General features: G+C 47.1%; 14 protein-coding genes. All 14 read right to left on the reverse strand.

All coding sequences use genetic code 11. The annotated features are described in order from the left end of the window. Nucleotides 1–93 precede the first annotated feature (93 nt). The 14 genes from HPT30_RS03480 to HPT30_RS03545 all read right to left on the reverse strand — a co-directional run bounded on the left by HPT30_RS03480 (nt 94) and on the right by HPT30_RS03545 (nt 25,078). Entirely contained in the window at nt 94–2,478 is a 2,385-nt protein-coding gene (locus HPT30_RS03480) for a glycoside hydrolase family 95 protein (protein WP_175370105.1), read from the reverse strand. Between the two features lie 49 nt (nt 2,479–2,527). Continuing rightward, nucleotides 2,528–4,219: a right-handed parallel beta-helix repeat-containing protein gene (locus HPT30_RS03485; RefSeq protein ID WP_246316912.1), complete on the reverse strand. Its 1,692-nt coding sequence runs from the start codon at nt 4,217–4,219 to the stop codon at nt 2,528–2,530. A 90-nt stretch (nt 4,220–4,309) separates the two neighbouring features. Next, nucleotides 4,310–5,443 carry an SGNH/GDSL hydrolase family protein gene (locus HPT30_RS03490; RefSeq protein ID WP_175370106.1) on the reverse strand — a complete coding sequence of 378 codons (1,134 nt, stop codon included), beginning with the start codon at nt 5,441–5,443 and terminating at the stop codon, nt 4,310–4,312. A gap of 97 nt (nt 5,444–5,540) precedes the next feature. Continuing rightward, nucleotides 5,541–7,154, reverse strand: a complete 1,614-nt coding sequence (locus HPT30_RS03495; protein ID WP_175370129.1) for an extracellular solute-binding protein — start codon at nt 7,152–7,154, stop codon at nt 5,541–5,543. 137 nt (nt 7,155–7,291) lie between these two features. After that, a complete protein-coding gene (locus HPT30_RS03500) occupies nt 7,292–8,194 on the reverse strand; it encodes a carbohydrate ABC transporter permease (RefSeq protein ID WP_175370107.1) in 903 nt (300 codons plus the stop codon). A 15-nt stretch (nt 8,195–8,209) separates the two neighbouring features. Further along, nucleotides 8,210–9,094, reverse strand: a complete 885-nt coding sequence (locus HPT30_RS03505) for an ABC transporter permease (RefSeq protein WP_175370130.1) — start codon at nt 9,092–9,094, stop codon at nt 8,210–8,212. Between the two features lie 324 nt (nt 9,095–9,418). Further along, a complete protein-coding gene (locus HPT30_RS03510; protein ID WP_175370108.1) occupies nt 9,419–11,710 on the reverse strand; it encodes a helix-turn-helix domain-containing protein in 2,292 nt (763 codons plus the stop codon). Between the two features lie 192 nt (nt 11,711–11,902). Continuing rightward, nucleotides 11,903–12,757, reverse strand: coding sequence for an NAD-dependent epimerase/dehydratase family protein (locus HPT30_RS03515; protein WP_175370109.1), 855 nt, complete (start codon nt 12,755–12,757; stop codon nt 11,903–11,905). Between the two features lie 82 nt (nt 12,758–12,839). After that, nucleotides 12,840–16,793 (reverse strand): X2-like carbohydrate binding domain-containing protein, encoded by a 3,954-nt coding sequence (locus HPT30_RS03520; protein ID WP_175370110.1) that lies wholly within the window; start codon nt 16,791–16,793, stop codon nt 12,840–12,842. A 435-nt stretch (nt 16,794–17,228) separates the two neighbouring features. Next, entirely contained in the window at nt 17,229–18,857 is a 1,629-nt protein-coding gene (locus HPT30_RS03525) for a glycoside hydrolase family 5 protein (protein WP_175370111.1), read from the reverse strand. 59 nt (nt 18,858–18,916) lie between these two features. Further along, nucleotides 18,917–20,452 carry a response regulator gene (locus tag HPT30_RS03530; protein WP_175370131.1) on the reverse strand — a complete coding sequence of 512 codons (1,536 nt, stop codon included), beginning with the start codon at nt 20,450–20,452 and terminating at the stop codon, nt 18,917–18,919. Beyond that, nucleotides 20,445–22,331: a sensor histidine kinase gene (locus HPT30_RS03535; protein ID WP_246316913.1), complete on the reverse strand. Its 1,887-nt coding sequence runs from the start codon at nt 22,329–22,331 to the stop codon at nt 20,445–20,447. The genes HPT30_RS03530 and HPT30_RS03535 overlap by 8 nt, the downstream gene beginning before the upstream one ends. Nucleotides 22,332–22,431: 100 nt before the next feature. Then, nucleotides 22,432–24,108, reverse strand: a complete 1,677-nt coding sequence (locus HPT30_RS03540; protein WP_175370112.1) for a type 2 periplasmic-binding domain-containing protein — start codon at nt 24,106–24,108, stop codon at nt 22,432–22,434. 82 nt (nt 24,109–24,190) lie between these two features. Continuing rightward, the gene (locus tag HPT30_RS03545) at nt 24,191–25,078 is read right to left on the reverse strand and encodes a carbohydrate ABC transporter permease (RefSeq protein WP_175370113.1); all 888 of its coding nucleotides are present in this window, start codon (nt 25,076–25,078) and stop codon (nt 24,191–24,193) included. Nucleotides 25,079–25,093 lie beyond the last annotated feature (15 nt).

Here is a 25,093-nt window from a genome sequence, read left to right on the forward strand (position 1 = left end):
ATAAATCAATGCTTAGCGAGTGTACAAAAAAAACAGCGGCAGGAATCCGTCTTTCGGGTTCCCACCGCTGCCCTCGTAACCTTGCTGATAAGTCTAGTGCTGTCCGCGAAGGGTCAGTTTGTAGGTCTTTCCTGCTTCCGTGGCAAAGCTTACGGTTCCCGCAGCGGAATGTTCAACTTCAACCGTATTGCCAGCTTCGGTGACTACCAGCGAAGCCGCGCTGCGAATCACACAATCCGTGCCCAGCAGGGAGACGATTGTAGCTTCCGCTAACTGTCCGTTCTCCCATTGAATATCCACTTCAAAGCCGCCGCGTGCGCGCAGGCCTTCCACGCTTCCCTCCTGCCATTCATCCGGCAACGCTGGAAGCAGCTCCAGGTATGGACGATGCGATTGCAGCAGCATCTCTGCAATTCCGGCAGATGCCGCGAAGTTGCCGTCAATCTGGAACGGCGGATGTGCGCCAAGCAGGTTGGCGTATACACCACCGTGATTGTACTGCTCTGATTCTCCGTCTTTCACCAGTCGCAGCATGTTTGAGAGCAGGCGCAAGGAACGGTTACCGTCCCCGAAGCGGCCCCACAGGGCTACTCTCCAGCCCAGGCTCCAGCCGGTGCTCTCATCGCCGCGCCGCTCCAGCGAGGTCTTCGCGGCAGTGAACAGCTCCGGTGTCTCCTCTTCCGACAGCTGACGTCCCGGATACACCCCGACCAGATGCGAAGTATGCCGGTGGTACGTGTCCTCATCCTCGAAGTCCTTCGACCATTCCTGAAGTTGGCCGTACTTGCCAACCTGGAGTGGCAGCAGACGCTCACGCGCGTTCTCCAGTTCTTCTCTGAAGTCCTGATCTGTTCCAAGCTGTGTTGAAGCTTCGATGCAGTTGGTGAACAGTTCCCAGATTAGCGAGATGTCCATTGTGGAACCCGGGCTGACTGCGGCTACACCTTCCGCTGTCCGGAATTTGTGCTCCGGGGAAGTAGACGGCGAGGTCACCAGATGACCGCTGCCATCCTCAATGAGCCAGTCCAGCGCGAACAGGGCTGCTTCCTTCAGTACAGGATAGGCTGTGCTGCGCAAGTACTCTTCATCTCCGCCAAAAGCATAATGCTCCCACAAATGCTGTGACAGCCAGATGCCGCCCATTGGCCAGTAAGCCCAGCTCGGATCACCGTCGCCGAAGTCGCCTACCGGAGCAGTCTGTGCCCACAAATCGGCGTTGTGATGCGCGGTCCAGCCCCGTGTTCCGTAGTTGACCCGGGCGGTCTCGGCGCCATTCTTCGCCAAATTCCCGATCATCTCCAGCAATGGCTCATGACATTCTGCCAGATTGCAGATTTCAGCCGGCCAGTAGTTCATTTCCGTGTTGATGTTCAATGTGTAGTTGCTGCTCCATGGCGGACGGGTGAATGCATTCCAGATGCCCTGGAGATTCGCAGCTTGCGTGCCAGGACGAGAGCTGGCAATCAGCAAGTAACGCCCATAGTGAAAGAGCAATTCCACAAGCCCCGGATCTTTAGCGGCATAGGTAGTAATCCGCTGTTCAGTGGACAGATCCTCCGCTGCAAGCGACTTGCCAAGTGACAGCTTCACCCGGTCGAACAGGGAGCGATAATCTGAGACATGTGCTTCCCGCAGGCTCGGGTAAGACTTGTCTACCGCACCCGCAAGATGGGACGCAGCAATCGCAGAGGCATCCTTCCCTTCTTTGCCCGGAATCTTATCATAGCCATTAAAGCCTGTAGCCGCGCTGAAATAGAACGTAGCCGCTGTCGCATCCAGCACATGAACACCGCTGCCATCAACGGTTACCTTGCCATCCTCAGCCTTCACAGTAAGTTGGCCTTCGAAGGCCATTCCCTTGCTATCACCGGGTTCGCCATATCGGATAGGATTGTCACTTGCAAAATAACTAGGGTCTACATGCTCTGGCGCTGTTCCCGAGAGTACAAGGCTATCGCCCTGTGCATGAAGGCTATGCCGCAGCGGGCTGTCCAGGGTCGCGTGTACATTCAACGCACCGGGTGCGCTGGCGGTCAGTCGCAGTACAAGTACCTGGTCCGGGTGCGACGCGAACATTTCACGGGTATACGTGACATTGCCAATCTGGTATTCCACACGATGGATCGCATTCTCCACATCCAGCGTCCGCTTATAGGAACGGTAAATAGAGCCGTGATCAAACCGGAGCAGCAGATCGCCAAAAGGCAGATAGGATTGCGTATACGGCCCCAGCATATTCCGGGTCTCCGTGTCAGCCTCTTCATAGCGGCCTTCTTCAATCAGCTTCCGGACCTTAGGTAAAGCTTCCTTGGCGCCAGGATTATTCCCATCCTTCGGGTATCCTGACCACAGCGTATCCTCGTTCAAACTGATTTTCTCCTGCTCTACACCACCGAAAATCATCCCCCCCAGACGGCCGTTACCAATCGGCAGCCCTTCAGTCCACACATTTGCTGGCTTGTCATATTGAAGTTTCATGTGCTCTCTCCCCCACTATCAATCATTTAACAGCATGTTAGATCAGATCTTATTCAGCTGTGAGCGTATTACCCACAATATCCACTCCGCTGCAAGCGGTTAAGACAATGGCCTCATCAAGGCTGGACAGAACGCCCCCGTCCCCGCCATCGCTCACGATTTCATTGGATTGGAAAACCAGACCGGATGCGCTCTTCGCGCTTAAGGCCAGCGTGTCCTTCAACTCGAACCGGTTCCCCGTTATGATAATCCCCTGGTGAACGGGAGCGCTCTCATCAACGTCCACATTCTCCGGCGCAATGAAGATCACTGGATGCTCGCCGCTGCCGCACTCCACAAAACGATTGCCGGTAATGGTAACATCCTCCACCTTTCCGGACTCATACCAGGACTCAGCATCCACTGCAACCAGAACTGCGTTCATATGCATGCGCTCAAACGTATTGTTCGCAATCACCACTTTACGGCGGCTCGTCACGAGTACGCCACGGGTCGGAACACGGGCAAAGTGATTATTGACCACCTCAACCTCTGCGGTCCAGGTTACGTTCTCGATAACATCGTGGCTGCCAATACCTTCGGGAGCCGGGTCAGAGAGGGTTAGTAGAAGCTCACGCGGATTTAAAAAATCCACAGCAACCACTTTCCCCTTCGCGTAGCTGATCAACGAGCGGGAACGGACAAATTCAATCTCATCGCCCGGGTGAAAAGCCAGGAAGCCGTAGGTCTGGTGATGCATGAACCGGACCTTAACTTCATTCGGCGCAGGCTGCTCTACAATTCGCAGATAGGTTCCGTGAACATTAACGGGATCATCATGGGAACCGGCAAAATAACCGTCCGCCACGGTAACTTTTCCCCGACAGCTGGACATATGGATGAAATCTGCGAAACCAGCGACAGTCCGCCCCGTTTCTGGTCGCGGTGACAAGTCCATCCGGCGGAAAGTGAGATTTTCGCTGAACTGGCCTACAACTCCAAGTCCATGCAGAAAATGCAACCCAACATCCGTGAAGGTAACATTGGAGCTCCCCGTAATGAAGACCCCGACCTGATCGCGAATCCCGTCACGGTTCTGCAGGACATGCCCTGGAACTACCTCTGGATGAAAATCAAAGTGCAGACGCAGCTTCATCGGTTCCAGCTCTTCGACAGACGTTGCCTGTTCCAGCCAGTTATCCATCCGCCAGGTCGTATTGCGCACCGGATCATAGGTCTGCATTGGGCCTTCCGTGAAGCTCCAGCCCTCACCGATCCAGACCAGCCGGCCGTCCCTGATCTCATAGCGGGAATCAGGATGAACCTCCGTATCGAAAGAATGCGTGCCGCCGCTAGTAATGGTCATCTCGGTTACGGTAGGCCGGTAATAATCGGTATGCAGGTTGCGGAGCTCCACATTGGAGCAGCCGTCCAGCAGAATCATGGTCTGCTTGCCATGGAAAATAAACAGGGAGCCATTGCCCTCTAGTGTAAAGTTGTGCAGACCTTTCAGTAGAATACCAATGGTCTTGGTCACATCTGGATTTTCAGTCTCACTAGTCGTATTGGAGATATAATAGGGCGCTCTAGTAGCCTCATCTACGTAAAAATGATAACGTCCTTTGGGACAGTCCAGCACAACAGGCCCGGAAATCCCGGCTGCCGCCTGAAGCGCAGCGGTCATGGCCGCTTGGTTGTCCAGCTCAGTATCCGGCTGTGCTCCGTAATCCGTCAAAGTAATGATTGTCGGCGTTGCAATCAAGTCTTGTTCTGCAGAATGAATGGGTCTCCCCGCCTCTCTATTCTTGTAACCGCTTAATAAGAGGCAGTATAATACCTCTTCACCAGATAATCAATTACTTAATATCTTCATAATGCGCAAACTAGTGCCCTTACTGGCTTCATCCTTCGTTCCGGTGATCCGAACCTTGACCTGTAGTTCCCCTCGCTGCTCCTGTAGTGGAAACATCGTCAGAATAGGTCTGTGCGCCATCGGACACCACTCGTCGAACAGATTTACAGATGTAAACGAGCTGCCGTTTACCGAATACTCAAAAATCCCGCTATCCGGTCCGTAAAGCAGCAACAGACCTGCGCTTTGACCAGTAACGTTAAATGTGTACACCGCTTCCAGACTGTCCGTATATAAATGCTCCGTTCCGAAACGCCAGTTCATCAGCGGATCTTCAGGTGACAACTCACGGAGTTCGAACCCTTCTGTGTGAATACCCGCACGAAAATCAAGCAGACTGCCGTATTCGTAATTCTTTACTTCCAGAGGAGATATAGTTCTTTCCTCCTCAGCGTTCAATACGGTACCCTCTACGACAAGTGCTATGTCTAAATATTCACGCAAAAAGCCCGCATAGAGGGCATGGCCATCGTCATTGGGATGATATCCGTCCGGAGCCAAGTCTGTCCATTCCATACGACCTGCACGCGTCTGTTCATAGACTCTGGCGGCAAAGTTGACTGACGGAAGATGATAATGTGCTGCCACCTCTTCATGGACGGCAATGTTAAACGGATGACTGCCCGACAGATTCTTCTCCGCTGCCGTATACAGGAAGCAGATATCGGTATCCGGCGACACTCTACGGCACTGGCGGACAATCCCTTCCATGCCCCTGATCGATTCTTCCCGGTCACTGCCGTCATTAACGCTAAATTCAACAAACAACAGATCGATTCTTCCGTGCCGCAGCACATGCTCCTGCAGCCGATGAGCCCCCAGTGTGGAAGTAGTACCGCCCACTCCGGCATTGATGAAGTGGAACTCCTGATCTGCGAACCGTTCCTGCAGATACCTTCCGGTTAATGCTCTCCAGCTAGATGTATCTGCATCCGAAGCCCCTGCTCCTTCTGTAATGGAACCGCCCAGAAAGGCAACGGTCACCGGCGCTTTTTCCGCAAGTCTTGCACGGATACCCGGCAGTCCTCTGCGTGAAATCACAAATGAATGATTACAATGTTTCTCGTTCGTCATGGCTATCCTCCAGAAATAATGCGTATATCTGTCCTGAATATAAAGAAATCAGGCGCTGGGTCTATCGTACAGCACCTGATTCTGATTTTAATAGTTATTATTTAGAACTATCATAAGCCTTTTGTAAAATTTCGAGATAACGGTCAAGCTTCAAGTTCTGAAGGCCTTTCACATAAGCGTCCCAGTCCTTGTTCAGATCCTTGTTGCCAGTGATGAATTGCAATTGGTTTTGCTCAATGTAGTTCTTCAAGTTGGTTTGCAGCATACTGGCTTCATCAATCTCGTTTGGATCAATCCAGATGGACCAGATTGGGAACAACTCTTTAGGTTCATGACCTTGGTATAGCAGAGTCGCATCATACAGTCTGCGTTCATAACTGCTAGAATCGTAGATATCAGTACCTTGAACGTAGGTATCACGGTATTCTTTTGGCTCATAGAAGTGACCCATGCCGCTCCAGCCCGCATTGGAAGGTGCAGCACCTTCAACCGGTGGAATGGTTTTGACCATTGGTTTAACATCTTTACCCAGCGCTACATCGCCTTCTTCCGGATCTGTCCAGCCAGTCCCCTTCATACCTGCTGCAGCGTTCGTTTGACCTTCAGGTGTAAAGATGTAATCCACCATTTTGATCAGAGCAATTTGTGCTTCTTTGCTTGCTTTGTTAGTGATCACGAATTTCGCACCTGGAGCTACACCGCCCCCATCATGAGTAGCATAGGAAACCCCTTGAGGTCCGGAAATCGGAGGCAGTGGATTATAATGTGCCGAACGAGTATTGCCCGGATCGATGTTCACGAAGATTGCTGGGTGCATACCCGCACCTGCGCCCAAAATTTCCGCATCGGCGTTTTCACCGATTTTCTTGAACGCTTCGGCATTTTGTGTGAATGCGCCCGGATCAATCAGACCTTCGTCAAACAGGGATTTGATGTAAGTCAATCCTTCTTTCCACTCTGGTGTAATTGCAGAGGATTGAACTTTTCCATCTACCATTTGCAGGTAGTTTCGATCATCATCATAGACAAAGGCATTCATCAAGTAAGGAACAATCCGTACACCGAACTCCTCGATGGAACCACTCAGTGGTACTTCATCCGCTTTGCCATTGCCATTTGGATCTTGTGTTTTAAAGGCTTTCAGAACGTTCTTGAACTCTTCTGTAGTTTTTGGCATCTCCAAGTTAAGCTTTTTCAACCACTCGGTATTCAACCACATTTTGTTAGGGTAAGAACAGTGGAAACATTCTGTGTAAGCTACAAGTCCGTAGATGTTGCCGTCAGGCGCTGTATTAAACGTCTTCAACGCAGGGTTCTCTTCCATCGCCGCTTTAATGTTAGGCGCATATTCATTAATTAGATCGTTTAACGGAATGAGTACGCCTTGTTTACCATATTTCAGCAGGTCAGCTTGCGAGAACTGGTCAATATAGTGGGTAAGCAGGTAAGCATCAGGATAGTCACCACTTGCCAGCGAGATCTGGCGTTTTTCCTGGGCACCGTCCGAAGGGTTAATCTGCCATTTAAATTTGAAGTTGAACTTGTCTTCCACAAATTGTGTGAATTTATTGGTTGGAAGGTCGATTCCGGATTCCTGAACAGAGAACACACTGATCTCAACCGGTTTGTCAGACGAGTTGCCGGACTGTGAGTTGGATGCGTTATCTGTATTTTTACTAGCACATCCACTAATTACAACCGTAAACGCCATCACTAGAGTTAGTAAAGTTATCAAACTTTTCTTCTTCAAATCCCATCACTCCCTTTTGTAGTTTAGCAGTTGATACGAAGATACCTTGAATGTAAAACTGCGGGCATCCCTCCTCTCCATGTAGTTCATTCCAAGAATCAGCCCTTCACGGAACCTACCAGCATTCCCTGTACAAAATAACGCTGTACAAACGGATAGATAACCAGTACTGGCAAGGTGGCGACCACAATCAAAGAATATTTCAATAGCTCGGAAAGCTGCTGTTTCTCCACCATTTTCCCGACGTCCATAGCACCGCCGGCGCTGTTATTCTGAATAATGATGCTTCGTAAGACTAGCTGCAGCGGGAACAGGTCTGCTGATTTCAGATAGATCAATGCATCGAAATACGCATTCCACTGGCCTACTGCGTACATAAGAACCAGCACGGCGAGAATCGGCTTCGACAACGGGAGTACGACGCTCCAGATGAATCGCATATCACTGCAACCGTCGATCTCACTGGCTTCCATAAGCTCATCAGGAATTGAGGATTGAAAGAATGAGCGGGCAATAATGACCTGCCATACCCAAATGGCATTCGGAATCAGCAATGCCCAACGGGTATCAATTAAATTCATTTCTCTTACCACCAAATAGGTGGGAATCAGCCCCCCGTTGAAGATCATGGTGAAGGTGATGATCATCATCAGGGTGTTCCGCCCGAAAAAGCCTTTGCGGGACAGCGGGTAAGCAATCATAACCGTCAAAGTTACACTAATCAGCGTTCCCGCCGCGGTGTAAAAAATCGAGTTAGCATAACCGGTAATAATTTCAGGTGTTTTGAATAAAACTTCGAAACCTTTGAAGGATATATCTACAGGCCAGAGCCAGACACGGCCGGAAGTAACCGCTGCCGGGCTGCTGATCGAACTGCTGATGATAAAGATCAACGGGTAAAGCACAGCGATAACCACGAGGCCGAGCACAAGATAGATCGTGAATAGAAACGCTTTGTCTCCGGCGGATTCTTTAATCTTTTTTTGAACTGTTGCTGCCATAAGTGTGCTCCTTTCCTACCAGATGCTGTTCTTAGTAATTCTTTTCGCCAAACCGTTCACTGTAAACAAGAGGATCAGGTTGATGATCGAGTTAAATAGTCCAACGGCAGTTGCGAAGCTGTAGTTGGCATTCAGCAAACCAACCCGATAGACATAGGTCGCAATGATCTCCGAATTAGCCAAGTTTAGCGGATTCTGCAGCAGGTAGACCTTTTCAAAACCGATCGCCATTACATTCCCTACATTCAGGATCAGGATGATGACGATGGTGGGTACAATCCCTGGCAAATCGACGTGACGGATTTTTTGAAAACGTGAAGCACCGTCCACTTTCGCCGCTTCATAAAGGGTCGGGTCTATTCCCGCAAGCGCTGCCAAATATACGACTGCGCTGTAACCCGCCGTCTGCCAAATATCAGACCAGACATAAATCGAACGGAACATCCCGGGTTCACCCAAGAAGTTAACAGAATCCAGTCCGAAGAAGTTAAGGGCGATGTTGACAAAGCCGAGCCGCGGTGCCAGGAATAGCATAACGATCGACACCATAACAACTGTTGAGATGAAATAAGGTGCAAACGATACGAGCTGCACGAATTTTTTGAACCTTCCTCCGCGCACCTCATTAATCATGAGAGCCAGAATAATCGGGATCGGGAATCCCGCCAGTAACTGATAACCACTAAGCATAATGGTGTTCTTAACCAGGATCCAAAACTGTGGGTTCTCAAAGAATAGTTGGAAATTTTTAAAACCAACCCAAGGACTTCCCCATATTCCCTTGATAACGTTGTAGTCCTTAAAGGCAAGAACGGCGTTTACCATCGGGTAATACTTAAAGATGAGGAAAAACAGCAAGGGCGGAATGACCAGCAGATGCAACTGCCAGTGCTTCATCATACTTTTGCGGGCATTGTACCAAAAGCCCGGTCCCTTGCTCTGCGGCAACGACTTACGGTTTAAAGCGATTTGTTTCTCCAGAACAATTCCCCCTATCCAACAGCCTCTGTTTTGTATTTTGTGATAGCGCTTTCTACGACTTGATCATAGTAGATCTTCATGTCCCCTGAATAGGTACAATTGCGCGTTTCAGCGTACAGATAACCCGTTTTTGGGGGCACAAAACAGCATAAGAACGGCCATTTTTCCGGTACCCTACCCGGAAGGGAGAAAAAGGCTACGCTGTCCGGAACCGGACAACGCAGCCTTAGGTCTTGAAGATATTTATTCATCAACACATTGTCTGTACGCGCTTGGTGATATGCCCATCAACCGTTTAAAAGCCCGTCTGAACGAGTGCGAACTATTGTATCCTACCCGTGTGGCGATCTCGTCAACGGTATATCCGCTCTCTTTTAATAAAACTACAGCCTGATCCATTCTGACTTTGACAAGATGGTCGGAGAAATTAACACCTGTGACCTCCTTGAACAATTGGGAGATATATTTTTCGGGCCTTTCCACTTGCTCAGCAACCCGGTATAAAGTCAGCTCCGCATCAGAGTACATCTCTGCCGTATACTCCTTGATCTGTTTAATGATCTGAATATGAGCGTCCTTCTTCTTATTGGCAATAAGCCCGCAGAGTTCTTCCATAATTTCATTGAATTCAGACTGGATAGTCTCGAGCGTCTCTGAGGACCCAATATCAATGACCCGCCGTTTGACACTCTCGATGGAAGCATATTCCGTAAAGGCTTTTTGATCCAGCAGCTTAAGGAAGGTACCCTTCATTTCCCCGACAAGCTGATGCTTCATTTCGATAGACAGCTCGCGCTGTTCCATATTCTGAACAATGATAGCATGGACAATCCGCTTGGCTTCCTCAAGTTCTCCGGCCCGGATCGTGCTAATCAGCCGCTGCTCCGAATCCAAAGGATAGTAATAGGTCGTGTTCTCAGTCTGGGCCTCATTGTACCACATAATTCCTTTTTTATTCATGTAAACGGCGTATTCCAGGGCCTGGTTGGCCTGATCAAAGGACAGGCTGACCTCAGTTACCGAGGCGAACAGTTCGCCAAAGCCCGCCTGAATCGTAATGCGGTACTCATTAAATACATACTGCGCCAGATTCTCCATTGTATGGTTGATATCCGCAATCTCATTCTCTTTACCCGATTCTTCATTCATTGAAAAGAACAGAGTGACCACTTTATCGGAGCCAATATCGGTCATCAGAACGTCCACGCCAAGCTCAGACAAGCCCTGCTTTACGAGCAGGCGGGAAGCACTCAGCTCATTGAGAATCTCCACGCTATCCATACCCGCATATCCGTTAATCTGGATGATTCCGGCATACCCCTTGCCTTGTAGCAGGTCGATATCCGCCTGCTCGGCAGCAGAAAGAATCTCATCCCGTGATTTGAACTCGCCGGCAATCAACCGCTTCAGGAACGCATCCCTGACTAGCGGAAGCTGACGGTTCAGCTCTGACTCCAGGAACTTGTTCTGGGTAATCATATCGGCGATATTTCCGCTCAAAAAGTCAAATTCATTCCTCGGACCTGCTTCGTCCTTCCCAAATTGCTCCTTCATAACATTGAGCAGACGGTTAATCGGCGCGCTTGTACGATAAGCCAGCACCAGACCGACAATCAGGCCGATCAGTAGCGTGCCTCCCGTAATCAGCCAAGTCGTTTCCTTAATCGTGTTGGCATTCTCCATCAGAACCTGCCGGGGGATGCCTGCCCTGTATACCCATCCATTCTTATTTGAAGTGGTAGTGATCACCAAATCATCACCATAGAACTGGCTGACTTCATTTTTGTCAAACGACGGATCAGACACCATTTTGACCATTTCCGGCTCACTGCTCCCTTGCAGGACAATGGTCTGCCCTTCAGCATCGCTGATATGAACCCAGCCGCCATACCGCTCCGTCAGACCGGAGAGCAGACTGGCAATGATTTTCTCGTCTATGATTACAACCGCAACAGCTGGTGAAGTATCATTGAAACTGTCCAGAGGTAGTGACTGCATGTAAGTAATCACTGAAGTTTGTGTCCCTCTGCTGACAAAAGAACTAAGTGGCTTGATTTCGCTTCGATGAGATTTCTCCAGTACTTCCTTACTCCATTCTTCCAGCGACAAGTCGTTGTAATGGAAATTATCATAATAATGGTCAGGTCTGTAAGAAGAACCCGGAGTTAGAATCAGCTTGTAATTGGCTAGGTAGATATAATAATCCTGTAGAAAATCATTGGTCTGTCCGAAAGTCAGGACATTCCGCATCGCTTTCCATATGCCGTAGACATTCCTCTCATTATCCCGCTCGTTCATCAGAACGTTCAATTCCTGGTTTATCGCAAGTTGTCTAGTAAAGCCCTCTACCTCCGCCATACGCCGCTCCAAAATATCCTGGCTCTTCTGAAGCTGGGTCACGCTGTTCTCAATCGAGATGGACCGTGTCACCGAAATCGACGTTAGATAAGACATGTAGCCGCCAATGCTGGGTATAATCAAAATAACCACATAGGAGATTAGAAATTTGCGGAATACACTGGAATATTTAAGCATGTTGGACCCCTCTCCTTAATGTGGCATTGGTAGCGCTGTCATGATTATAGATTAAAACATTTTTCAGTATAGTCAAGTGTTCAACCTCATTCCGTCACGCTATGTACATTCGGAAATGCATAAAAAGCAGCGAGATTTCGCTGCTATCACTGCTTTTTATAGGCAATCCCGAGTTCTGCTTTTTTCCGCGCTTCAATTCTCCTGATTACCGTCTTTCTTGTCTCGAGTTGACCTTACAGGCACAAAACCAAATTCTTCTTTGAACCGATCCATAGTATATAATGACTTATAATTATGACCCGGGAAATGATAATTATCCAGATTATATGAATCTCCTAAAATATTACTCATAATCTCCGCCACTGGCAAATTGCTGGTTACATCCGGCCCCACCAGATTTAAAGTTCTCACTCCCGGCCTAGGTGGAGCATGCAGTGCTGCAGCGATTCCCTCGATTACATCATCAGCGTAAACGTGGGCCATTGTGATAAACGGGAGCGATGGCCGGGAGCCCGTTTCCAGAATAGGCGGAGTCCAGTCCTCCGCAGCTACGGCACCAAGACGCAAATTAATAAAGTCAGCATCGGTGTGAATACGGTGAAAATAGCGGGTCAGTTCCTCTACCATAGCCTTGCTGAGTCCGTATGCATCCGTGGCCAGACACGGGTGCTCATCAGGAATAGGCAACTCCAGCGGGACAAAATCTTCATCCAGCCCACCTGCCACGGCAATAGAGCTCGCAGTAATAAACTTCCGGCAACCACGATCCAGCAGATATCGGAAGAGCCTCCTTGTGCCTAATACATTAACCGCGAGTCCTTCCTCTTCACTACAGCCTCCCGTCACAGCGGCAAGATGAATAACGGCTTCTATGTCGTAAGTATCAAGCCCCTTCAAGTCCTCCACATCGTCAAAAGATCCCTGTACATAAGCTGCCGCTCCCTCTGGAGCTTTCCGTGACAGACAAATAACATAATGCTTGTCCGCCAGGTACTTAACCAAAGCTCTACCGATAAACCCACTGGCACCGGTAATCAAAATATTCATATGGCTTCCCCTTTCGCTATCGACTCTATTCATTCAGAAAAAAGGGGCCAAAGGGGCCCCTTTTCTCCAGTCCTTCTTGTAATTATTTCACCAGTTGTTCTCCGCCTATTGTTCCGGGCTTGGAGACATGATCTCTCGAAGCTTCTTCAATGTCACCAAACGCCCAGTGGGACGCTGGAACATCACTCCACTGTGGTTGTAAAACGCCGGTAAGCGGGCCTCTGCCCAGCACTCTGTTGATGGCAACAACCGCTTCCGCACGTGTCAGAATTGCACCAGGACGGAAAGTACCGTCGGCATAACCATTCAAGATGCCTGCACCTTGAGCTTTCAAGATGGCTGCTTGTGCCCAATGGTCTGCAATGTCAGAGAACCCACGCCCCACAGGTGCATCTGTCTCGTCGAGAGCAGCTACTAGAACTGCCAGCTCTGCCCGGGTCAACGATTGGTTCGGCTTGAACGTACCATCCTGGTAACCTTTCATCAGACCCATCTTAGCAACCTTGGCAATAGCTTCTGCAGCCCAGTAATCAGACTTAATATCACTGAATACAACATTTGGTTCAGTGGCCTCTGTCTGAGCAACACCCGCAAGAATAGTTGCCATTTCAGCACGGGTGATCTTGTTATCCGGCTTGAACAAGCCGCCAGGATAACCTTTGATGTATGCCGTGTGTTGAATGGTTTGAGTATCATCCTCTGCGCCCGGTGCCGGAGTGGCAGTAGGAGCAGGGGTTACCGTTGGAACTGGAGTGGCTGTAGGCTGAACTACTGAGCTAGACGGACCACTTGGATTCGATGGTCCAGTTGGATCAGTTGGTCCAGCAGGATCCGTTGGCACTGGTGTTTCTGTTGGTGCTGGTGTTTCAGTCGGACCCACAGGACCGCCGTTATCTGCAGCAACAACTGTGAACTTCAACTGGTCTGTCAACATGAAATCACCGGATTTTTTGACAGCTTTGAGCGTGTGTACACCGCTGGCCAATCCCGAGACACTGTAGATCTCCTGTTGATTTTTACGGCTTGGGCTGTAAGCATTTACGGTCTGCACCAGCTGTCCGTCTACATAAATATCTACTTCACCTTGCTCTGGTCCAGTAGGTGTGATCAGGCTGATTCCAGTACCCTTGAATGTATATTCAAAGGAATCACCATCCACCGCTGTATAATGCACATCATTGTGATAATCGCCCCCGAAGGTAAAGCTGAGGTTCAGCGTACCCACCGGTTGCGTAGCCAGATAAGATTTGTTCAGTGTAACATGGTTCCCGGTAAGCGTATAATCTGTCCCTGGAATTAGATTATATGATCCACTGGTAATTCCCGTGAAGCTTTCCGCCTGTTGCAGCAACGTCACATCAATATCCGCTTGAGCAGATGCTGACTTATCGAAATTCGCTTGTACCGGATTAATCAAATTCGGAATTTCAACTTTCAGCATGTCTAGCAGCATGAACCGGCCTGATTTCTTCACGGCCTTCAGTGTGTGCATTCCATCCGGCAGATCAGAGATACTGTACAGTACCTGCTGAGCCAACCGTCCATTACGGTAAGCACTGACAGTTTCCTTAAATTGACCGTCAATATAGATATCCATATCTCCCTGTGACTGGTCTACTTCTGTGATCAGCTGAATTCCCGTTCCTCTGAAGGTATATTCAAAAGAATCGCCGTTCGCCTCAGCGTAATGCACATCATCCTTGTAGTCGCCCATCCCTCTTCCAGTGCTGCGCGACCAGGAACCGTTGTACTTAATGCCAGGATCGTCGTTATTGATAAGCGCATAACGAATACCTGTAGAATCGCTGATTCTTATGGTCAGCGTCTGCGGATCACCTGAACTAAAAATTACATTCAGGCTAGTTGCACCCGCAGGCTGCAGTGCGAGGTACTCCTTTTTAATAGTAAGCTTATCATTAACTACCGTATAATCATCTGAATCGAGGGCCACCCCGTCATTTTCAATGCCGGTCAGCGTATTGCCATTCAAGCTCAGCGTGACAGTGACATCCTTTTGTTGTTCCACCGCCTTATCGAAGGCTGCAGAGGCCGGATTAATCGTGCTGTTCTGTCCTCCTGCCGGTGTTTCTGTTGTCACTCTAAGCGCGTCGAGCAGCATATACTGGCCTGAACCCTTAACTACCTTGAGCGTATGTGGACCGTTGTCTAGACCCGACACACTGTATACAGCCTGCTGTACTTCTCTCGGTCCATTGTTATTAGCGCTTACAGTTTGCGGTGTGCCATTATCGAGGGTAACAATCATGTCCCCCAGATTGCTATCCTTCTCTGTCAGCACGTCAATGCCTGTACCCGTAAAGGTGTACTCAAAAGAATCGCCATCCGTCTCAGTGTAATGCACATCGCCATTGTAATCACCAAAGCTTCTACCGGTGTTCGCATTCCACGATCCGTTGTATTTAATATTGCTGTCATCATCATTAATATAGACTACATTCGTAACGGTTGCATTGTTAGCCAGTGCTGAATTTGCAGCATTGTCGGCTGCATTGTTCAGGTTATCAGCTTGTGGAGCAAGCGCTGGATTAGTACTTGTGGTATCTTTGATTGCTATGCTGATATCCTGTGCCCCGTTCAACTGCTCCTTGCCACCATTGCGTTTCCATTCTCCGCTGTAGCGCATGCCTGTATCATCGTCATTGACGGCAGACGTGCCGCTCAGCGCAGTCACTTTAAGCATACGTGAAGCATGGGGTTCAAGCACACCGCCGCTAAATTCTTTTTCAAAATTACCTAGCTCGGAATGGCTCCACAGGTCACGTACCGAAGCTGGTCCCTCAAGTCCAAGATCACTCCACTTCACTTTAACCTCCGCACTCCGATTGCCCAGATTGAACAGGGCTACACTGTAAGTGCCGTCTCCGTTATTGGCGTACCAGACTTGCTGCTGCGTATCCATAGATACCGGATGACCCGGACGACCAGCCTGATTGACTGCAATTACTTCATCATTGGTAAGCAGTTCCAGTCCATAGTCGTCGAGCCTTGTCAAGTCATTGCCTGTATAGAGCTGGGCAGAAGAGATCGACCAGAATGTCATCGCAGACTTCCGCTCATCTCTAGTCAGACCATCCATGGAGCCGTTTCCGATATTCAAGGAATCAAAATCATTCCAGCCTCCCGGTCCTGCATCCCGCCACCAGATCGCCGCAAGCGGGAACAAACGGGAAATACTCGGCCATTCCGTTAAGCCCTTACTGCTGTCGTAGGCTTCAATATCCCAGTCAATCCGCCAGCCGTTAGCATACTTTTTCCAGAAATCCACATAGTTATGGTCCAGCGCCCATGAAAGCTCGAACCAGATGTTGTTTCTTGCGAGTGCCTTAGACCAAGCTTCTACATCGCCGCGAGCATCACGGCTCAGGTTGTTGATGCCCGAACCAGGAGTCACACTGTCAAATTTGACAAAGTTAATGCCCCATTCGCCAAGGAGATCCGCGATGGAATCAATATACTTTTGGGCGCATGGGTTACTGAAATCAATTTTATACGTATAGGAATCCCAATAGTCCATAACGGTCAGCGGTTGTGCCGCTATGTCCTGCATACGACATTGTCCGTTAGTTCCATAAATTTCATAGTTTGCGTTATAACCCGTTATCGACATTCCCGGAATCAGATAAATACCGATCTTCTGTCCATTGTTATGAACATAGTCGATAACCTCCTGAAATCCGTTCGGATACAGGGTCTCACTCGGAATAGGCCGGCCGTATTGATCCTCAGCACCGTTCCATCCCGCATCAATATTAATATATTCATAACCATGGGCTTGCAGCTTCTCACGCATGGCATCCGATTGCTTCTTGACGCCTTCTGCCGATGTCCAGTTGCCTGCCCCATCATACACCTGCATGCTGTAACTGCTCCAGCCCATATACGGCTTTTGAGCCATACTGGCATCAGCCGCATGCGCCACATTGCTTTTCGTCCCTGCAAAGCCCAACTGCGCTACTGCAATAATGAATACCAGCAGACTCATTCCCAACCTTTTCCCGATTACTTTCAAAATCATCCCTACCCCCTCCTAGAATGTTGGTGTAAATCATTTTGATAGCGCTTTCTCACGAGAAGATCATAGTAGAAGATGAATTTCCAAGATAGGTACATTTCGGTATTTTGCGTACAATTAACCCTTAAACAGGGGGCAAAACAGCATAGAACGGACAGTTTTCCATTTATAATGAAGAAAAGCAAAAAAAACAACAAAACGCTGTTCTCATTAGAACGACGCTCACTTTAGTCCTCTCACCAAATACTGTTGGTTCATTGTTCCCTCAACCCCATTTCAATCGGGTACATTATTAGAGATGACGCCAATACTGGGTGCACCTAAATAGCCAGTCCCCGGCAGATCCCGGGAGACTGGCTATTTAAACTTGCAGGATTTTGGAATCTCCGTCTCACAAACAGGAGGCACTCCCGCAAGCATTGAGGAGAAGTTGTATTGTCATGCTAAACATTCGAGCTCTATGGACAGCAGTTCAATAGTACCTTGCTGAAGAGCTACTTTTATTACCGATTCCCGTGATCTCTTAAACGGACCTACACGGATATGAGTTTTCTCATCGTCACTCTTCAAATGGACTACCTGAATTTCCTTATCATCTTGCTCTACTGTTAATTGCGCATCTTCTGTGCACTTCAACTCCAACTGCGCATAACCGTCGTCATTAACTGCACTGAACGTGTAGCAAGCAAACTCCCGCTCCCTGAGTTCAAGTCCTAACAGGTCCCAGCCGCTATCAAAACCAAAACGCTTCTTCTCCAGCTTATCGGATAAGGATACCAGCTTCATCCCTGTCGTGGACCGGTAACGATAAATATTGCCTTCTTCCCGCAGGCCGCTAAAGCTTCGACCTTTACCAGGTAGCTCATCGAAATCTGTTGCCCGGACGCGGCAGCCCGGACGTCGGAATGCCGAATCCGTTACCAACGAATTGGCACGGCAATTCTCCAGCTTCATATTCTCAAGGAAAGCATCCAGCGTCCTTTGCACATCCTTTTGCTCCGGTCGAGGGCCACTTTCGGAGTACGCGAGAAATTCTTTCCATCCCTCAGGTTGAGCGATAGAGAACGGAGAGTTGGTACACTCCATTTTTTTCCACGGCCAGAGATTGTAACCGATTCCCATAGAAACCGCTAAAGGATACATTGCAGCAAACCATTCCGGATAATTCTCTCCCGTCTCACCGAGCCACAAAGGCTGATTCAGACGCTCAGAGGTATCCAGAAACTCCTGCAAAGCTTCGATTCCTGGCATACAGGCGTACCGATGGAAATGAATGACCATGTTGTCATCGTAACGTTTGTAGAACACGGAAACATCTGTAGACCAATGATGACCCTCAATAGATAACATATGCACTGGATCAATAGCGCGGATCTCGCGGATAGCCTCATCATAGAAATTTGCCAGCTTTTGCAGAAGATAATACTGGTGGTAACCTTCATTCAATCCTGGACGAAGAGGCTCATTCAGCAGGTCATAACCACCTACAATCCAGCGGTCCTTATAACGGCGCGCCAATTCCTTCCACAGTTCGATGCCCTTATTCCAGCTTTCAGAATCGGTGAAAAGCCGCGGTGAATCATCCACCGAATCGTCGATATTCGCACCTGTCTGTCCACCAGGAGCACCATGCAGATCTAAAAAAGCGTACAGCTTAAATTCCTCGCACCAATCCAGACATCGGTCCAGCAAAGCAAAGCCATCTTCGTTCCAGGACGTTCCCGGCTCATCCTTCATGAGCACCCGCCAGCCAATCGGAATCCGCACGGAGTTATAGCCCAGTTCAGCCATCATGCGAATATCCTCGCGGGTAACATAGTTTTCACGAAAACGGGTCCAGAAGCTTTCAGAATACTGGCTACCTGTCAGTTCGCGGATAACCTGTTCCATCCTTCGCGGACGGTCGAATCTTTCCGAACGAGATAACCACATATACCCTTCAGGCAGTAACCAGTTCCCCAGTCCCCAACCGGTTAGTATAATTTTGTCCCCGTCTCCGTTAACAACATCTGTCCCCTGCGATCGCAGGAACCCTTTGACCAAGCTTCGGTCCGTATGTTCAAACATATATGCCATGTCCCCTCTCAACGCCTTACTTTTATTATAAGAGAATCCATTTTAATAACCTATCCTTCGAATTTCGGGTAGGGTATTGTTTTTTTGGGTGGCTGCTGGTTCTGATTCCGGTACTCCAGAGCCGTGATCCCCTCTGATTCTTTAAAAATCCGGATGAAATGTTTCACATTATCGAAGCCCACCTGTTGACCTATTTCGTATACTTTTAGATCAGAACCCGCAAGGAGCTCCTTGGCCTTCTCCAGTCTAAAATTTCTTAGATATGAAGAAAAACTTGTTCCTGTATATTCTTTAAAGGCATGACTGAAGTAAGTATAGTTCAGTGACAATTGATTCGAGACCACAGCCATGTTCAAGTCTTCGGCAAAATGCTCATGGACGTAATTAATAGCTTTCTGCATACTCTTGTTCTCCTGACTGCTTTGCTCTCTGGCCACTTTCATAAAGGCATCTAAACGCACTAACAGTTCTTCAACCTTATTATAATAATCTTCAAAGCGCTGGAAATTTCCAATGTGACCCACCTGACTATATAGCCTCAGAATATGAATGGATTCTTGACCATAGCACCGGTAAACCTTATCAAAAATATCTTCATTCATAATGACACTGATACGCTCCAAATATCCGATCTCACAGCGGCTAATCACCTGGATATTCAATATCTGCTGAAGGAGCTGCTTAACCTCTGGCAGACGATCGGTACCCAGCAGATTGGATAATCGGCGGATCGTCTCTAGAGGTAATTCACAATTTGAACACCGTTTTATAATATGGTCATAGAACAATACTTCTGTGTTATTGATAAGGAGGAAATATTTCATCGTCTGTTTGGCTTCGCTATACGCTTTGCGCAACTGCTGAATACCCTCCGTACTAGAACTGAGAGCAATTCGGTATTCCCGCTCACCTAATTTCTTCAGCTCTTCTGCTAGTTGAAGAAGTTCATTTTTATTTTGAGCTACAACTATGATATTTCCTTCTTTGTCTTTGCTAATAATAAAATTCTCCGCTTCAGACAGCAGCACAGATATAAGATCATTCTGCCTTATACATATAATTCCTAATATATATTGGTCCTCCAGCCAACCGTATCCTGCATTTAGCAAATTGGTTGATGTTTCACTAGAATCATTGCTGTTAGAATTGAGAATATTAGCGATCCAATCCGAAGGAGAAGGCTCGGTTAATAATTCATTCTGCTTCTTTCGATCCAGTATCTCAATTCTGATTCTCTCCATAAATGAATATAATTCTTCGCGTACGACAGGCTTAAGTAAATAATCTTTAACCTGATATCGTATCGCTTTTTGTGCATATTGAAAATCATTGTACCCGCTAAGTAATAAAACCTCCGGTTTATACGGAAACTGCTGAATATGGGATAATAACGTAATTCCATCCATTATAGGCATTCGGATGTCTGTTATGATGACGTCTGCTGAATCCTGTTCTAGCTGCTCCAAGGCATCTCTTCCGTCCTCTGCGAATCGAAAAGAATAGACCTCAGGGAATTTCCTTTCGATCATGGACTGTAATCCCATTCGTATATTATACTCATCATCAACAATCATTAATTTAATCATCAATGTCCTTCCTCCCTTCAAAATTAAGAAGGGGCATACTCATAACAACACGAGTATAACTACCTGCCATACTCTCTATGCGTATACCATAATCAAGTCCATAGCTCATAATCAGGCGTTGATCCACATTGCGAAGACCGATGCCGCTGCCCCCTTCGTTTTGAACCATTTCCCGTAATTCCTGATAATCTCTTTCCTCCATCCGCAGCAAGTTAGACAGAATACGGATTTTCTCTTCGGGAATGCCGCAGCCATTATCCATAATCTCAATGAAACAAGTATTGTTCTGAGCCATAGCAGTAATAGAGATGATGAATGTCCCAGATTTTGAGTTCATCTGCCTCATCCCGTGCTTCACTGCATTTTCCACAATGGGCTGCAAAGACATCTTTAATGATTCCTGATCTAATAATGCAGGGTCAATGACTACATTGAGCTCAATTTTACCATTGTAACGGATATTCATAATGTCAATATAATGATGAACATGGTTTAGCTCTTCTTCCAGCTTTACATGTTCCCGTGTCCACTGCAGTGTATAACGCATCATTCCTCCAAGCGAGGTGAGCGCGTCCGAAATAACATATTGCTGCTCCATCTCCGCCAGCATCTTCAGATTTTCCAATGTGTTATATAGAAAATGTGAATCGATTTGGTTCTTGAGCGCTTTCAGCTCAGCTTCTTTACCCGCCGCTTGCCTATTAGCCTGCTCCGCAATGAGTTCATTAATTTTACTAAGCAATTTCCGGTAATGATGTCCGAGCTCCCCAATCTCATCCGTTCCGGTTATCGGAAGATCCACGTTAAAGTTGCCGCCTCTTACTTTTTTCATTGAATCTTGCAGGACTCTAAGCCGTTTAAGAATCATGGACTGCATGAAATAAGATAATAAACTTAAGAATGCCATCAAAAAGATAATGATGATGATTAATTTGCTTCGCCTTTCTTTGATATCAGCCATAGTATCTGCCAAACTCACAATATTTACAAGATGGACATCAATAGATGGTATATAGCTCTGAATGGCCAAATAGGGTTGTCCAGCTGTATAAAATTCAACTACTTCGTTGCTTGGCTCATTATTCAATACAAGGCTTTCAATGAATTGCTCGGCGGAGACATTATTGAACATAACCGAAGAATCCAAACTAAATACTTTATGATCCCTAGTTACAATAACCAATTGCGAACCGGGATCTTGAACTTTACTGAAGGTTTTCAGAAAAAAATTCTGCATGCTCATACTTATTTCCAATATGCCGTTATGCGTAGTATCATCGAAAAATTTAAACCCCTTGAGTAGCGATGCTTCAAACCTCACCGGTTCTGAAGGTGCACCCACCAGTACGCCCTCCTGCTCTCCCATTACCCAATAACTACTGCCTTCTTGCCTCAGTACGTCCCTATACCAATATTTATTATGAATGCGGGACTCCTGAAGAAGTACAGGCCAAAACTCCTGCACATTGGGGTTACTTGTAAATAATCTGACTTTGGATATTCGCGGATTGTTAAAAAGATAATATTGAAAATCGCTTATTAATTTCGTTTTGATTTCGAGCAAGGCTTCAGTGTTAAAATCTTGCTGGGATTGCAGAAAATCATTCATTTCCCGGTTAGAAAGTGCGAGTTGAGCGGTCCACTCCATAAGTTCAATATTATTTTCTAAATTTGTTTTCTCAATATCCAGGATCGCTTCATTATTTCTGATCAGTTCGTCCATAGACTTAGAACTTTCATGAGAAAAGCTGTAAGACGAGAAAAGCAGCACCGGAATAAAAATCAAAAACATAAACGAAAGGATCAACTTAGCTTGAAGCGAAAGGCTACGGATAATTTGTTGGATATACACTAGCATCTTGATGTTCTTAATCTTCAAGCAGCCCTCACATCCTGCATAATGATAGAAGCAAGCCCGGTTATATTCATTCGAAATTACAGAGTGAATATCCGGGCTTGCTTATTAATAAATGAAAAGTCTATTCAAAGGAACTTAGCTTTTTAATATTAGACTCATAAGCATTTTGACGATACGCATCAATCGCATCTTGCTCGCCACGGTTTTTCAAGTAGTCGTTGAACACCTTATCGAATTCTGCATCTGAGTTTGACATTAACATTTTAGGAAGCGCCTTGCCCCATAAACGGGCGTTTTTGCTATTAGCAATACCTTCCTTGCTGGTCGCATCCGGATCAAGATTATCAAATTGGGCCATGCTGATAGCCTTACCCTTGGTCCAGTCCGCCATTTGACTGTTAGGCTCTGCTCCCGGCGGATTCCATGCCAAGTTCATATTGGTATCCATAAGCATCCAATATCTGAATGAAGCACCGTACTTCTGATCAAATGTCGTACGATCCGTGTTCAACAGTTTTAGCACATCAGGCAGGAATTGATCCTTACCGTCAATGGTATCGTAAGTAACCCCTTTTTCACCTAGGAACAAGTCTTTATTTCCTTCTTCACTGAGCAGATAACTCATAAAGGCAATCGCCCGTTTTTTATCTTTGACGTTCTTGGATATCAAGGTCACTGTCCAGCCAGAAATTCCGGGACCAGAAAGTGTAGGAGCATCTTTAGCACTGTTGGCTGGTCCATCTACAGCAATATAAACGGAGTTAGGGTCTTTTTGGTACAACGTTGTATTAACCGGTTCAAAGTCCGTGCGTTGATACAGCATTGCAAAGTAACGTCCTTGAGCAATTTTTTCTTCCATTTGAGCCCGTTTGTCAATGAAGACATCCTTGGCTAGCAGTCCGTCCTGATTAGCTTGGCGGAAAACTTTCAACCAATTCAGATATTCGGCATCTTGGCGTCTGTCGTATAATTTGCCGTCTTTCTCTTGAGGAATCGCCAGGAAATTTTGCAGATAGCCTTCAAGCGAGTAGTTTCCTGTTTCTGTAAACTCATGCAGTCCGAGCGGAATCAGCGGCTGGCCATTCACTTCCGGATATTTTTCTTTGGCTAACTTAAGCGCATTCAAGAAACCCTCTGGAGTTCTCATATCTGGTTTACCCAGCGCTTCATACATATCTTTACGCACTACGAATGTTTGATTGGAAGTAAACTGCTCTCCATATTTTTTATAATCCGCAGGAGAGGAGGACGCATTGGGATATCCATACACATTTCCATTAGGTTGTGTGTACCAGCCTAGTTTGGCCGGGTCAGCCACCTTTAAGAAGTACGGATCGTATTGCTCTGCCAATTCGTTGAGCGGAAGTACCAGATCGCCTTTAATCATCTTTTTAATGGCTTCTTCATACCAGCCCAGAGTAATGAAATCAGGCATCGAGCCGGAAGCCATCATCGTATTAAGCTTTTCGTTCTCATTCCCGGCAGGAATAATAAAATTCACATCAACACCGGTTTTTTTAGTGATATAATCTGTAACCACGTTATCTCCCCACTTGACATCGGCCCAACTGAAATTGAGATACCAGTCGAACGTAATCGGTGAAGTATCCTGCTTCCAGGTTGGTTCATCCGCTGAAGGAGCTGCGGTTGCCTCTGCGGTTGTATTGGTTGACGGTGTGTTGTTAGTCTTCTCTGCAGAACCATTGGCATTGTTATTCCCGCCAGAACATGCAGTAACCGAAAAAGCCATAATCAGTGCTAATAGTCCGGAAGTAGTCTTTCGTAAAGAATTCCCCATTGCTCTTCCCCTTTTCTAATTCTTAATTTATCATCAATCCAGCTCTTAAGAGTGGACGGACAATTGTGATCAGAGTGCTATTTCATCCTTTAATGGAACCGATCATAAAGCCTTTAACAAAATATTTTTGCAGGAAAGGATATACTACTACAATAGGCGCAGTCGTCACAATCATGGTGGCAAGCTTCAGTGACTGCGAAGTTATATTCTTGGATACTCCGGTAGGCATTGCCGAGATCATCTGATTGGAGCTGGACTGGGCAACCACCCGGTACAAGAAGGTTTGAATAGGCTGCAGATTTGGATTATTGATATAGATCATGCCTGTAAAGTAATCATTCCATTGATAGACACCATGAAAGAGCGCTATGGTTGCTACTACTGGCATAGATACAGGGATAATAACCCTCAGGAATATTTTAAAGTCATTGGCACCATCAATTTTAGCCGCCTCTTCCAAACCTGCCGGGATCTCACGAAAGAAGCTCATAAAGATGATCAGATCGAAAAAGCTAAACGCTGCCGGAATGATATAAACCATGAAATTATCAAGTAGATGAAGATTCCGGATTAAAAGATAGGTTGGAATTAATCCTCCGCCAAAAAACATCGTAATGGTCCCGATAATCATATATAATTTACGTCCGTATAACTCTTCGCGGCTAAACGCATACGCTACCATAGAAGTAAACAGGACGTGAACCAGAACCCCCAAGACCGTCTTTGCAACAGTAACGCCCATAGCCGTCATGATACCCTTACTGTTAAATACAGCCTTAAAACTCTCTAAGCTAAACTCCCGAGGCCACCAATAGATCCCGCCCCGCATTGCATCGTTAGCATCATTGAAGGCATTAACGACAACATACCAAATGGGGTAAAGGGTGATGAAGCAGATGGCAAGCATCAAAATGCCATTCATAATCTCGAAAGCGAATTCGCCTTTCGTCTGCCTCTTCATTGAAATCATGTGCATTCCTCTTTT

It is taken from the genome of Paenibacillus agri (assembly GCF_013359945.1).
GTDB classification, from domain to species: Bacteria; Bacillota; Bacilli; order Paenibacillales; family Paenibacillaceae; genus Paenibacillus_AQ; species Paenibacillus_AQ agri.

What these genes read in the sequence shown, in the direction of transcription:
- HPT30_RS03480 (WP_175370105.1), bottom strand. Translation starts at nt 2,478, where the DNA reads ATGAAACTTCAATATGACAAGCCAGCAAATGTGTGGACTGAAGGGCTG.
- HPT30_RS03490 (WP_175370106.1), bottom strand. Translation starts at nt 5,443, where the DNA reads ATGACGAACGAGAAACATTGTAATCATTCATTTGTGATTTCACGCAGA.
- HPT30_RS03495 (WP_175370129.1), bottom strand. Translation starts at nt 7,154, where the DNA reads ATGGCGTTTACGGTTGTAATTAGTGGATGTGCTAGTAAAAATACAGAT.
- HPT30_RS03500 (WP_175370107.1), bottom strand. Translation starts at nt 8,194, where the DNA reads ATGGCAGCAACAGTTCAAAAAAAGATTAAAGAATCCGCCGGAGACAAA.
- HPT30_RS03505 (WP_175370130.1), bottom strand. Translation starts at nt 9,094, where the DNA reads ATGATGAAGCACTGGCAGTTGCATCTGCTGGTCATTCCGCCCTTGCTG.
- HPT30_RS03510 (WP_175370108.1), bottom strand. Translation starts at nt 11,710, where the DNA reads ATGCTTAAATATTCCAGTGTATTCCGCAAATTTCTAATCTCCTATGTG.
- HPT30_RS03515 (WP_175370109.1), bottom strand. Translation starts at nt 12,757, where the DNA reads ATGAATATTTTGATTACCGGTGCCAGTGGGTTTATCGGTAGAGCTTTG.
- HPT30_RS03520 (WP_175370110.1), bottom strand. Translation starts at nt 16,793, where the DNA reads ATGATTTTGAAAGTAATCGGGAAAAGGTTGGGAATGAGTCTGCTGGTA.
- HPT30_RS03525 (WP_175370111.1), bottom strand. Translation starts at nt 18,857, where the DNA reads ATGTTTGAACATACGGACCGAAGCTTGGTCAAAGGGTTCCTGCGATCG.
- HPT30_RS03530 (WP_175370131.1), bottom strand. Translation starts at nt 20,452, where the DNA reads ATGATTAAATTAATGATTGTTGATGATGAGTATAATATACGAATGGGA.
- HPT30_RS03540 (WP_175370112.1), bottom strand. Translation starts at nt 24,108, where the DNA reads ATGGGGAATTCTTTACGAAAGACTACTTCCGGACTATTAGCACTGATT.
- HPT30_RS03545 (WP_175370113.1), bottom strand. Translation starts at nt 25,078, where the DNA reads ATGATTTCAATGAAGAGGCAGACGAAAGGCGAATTCGCTTTCGAGATT.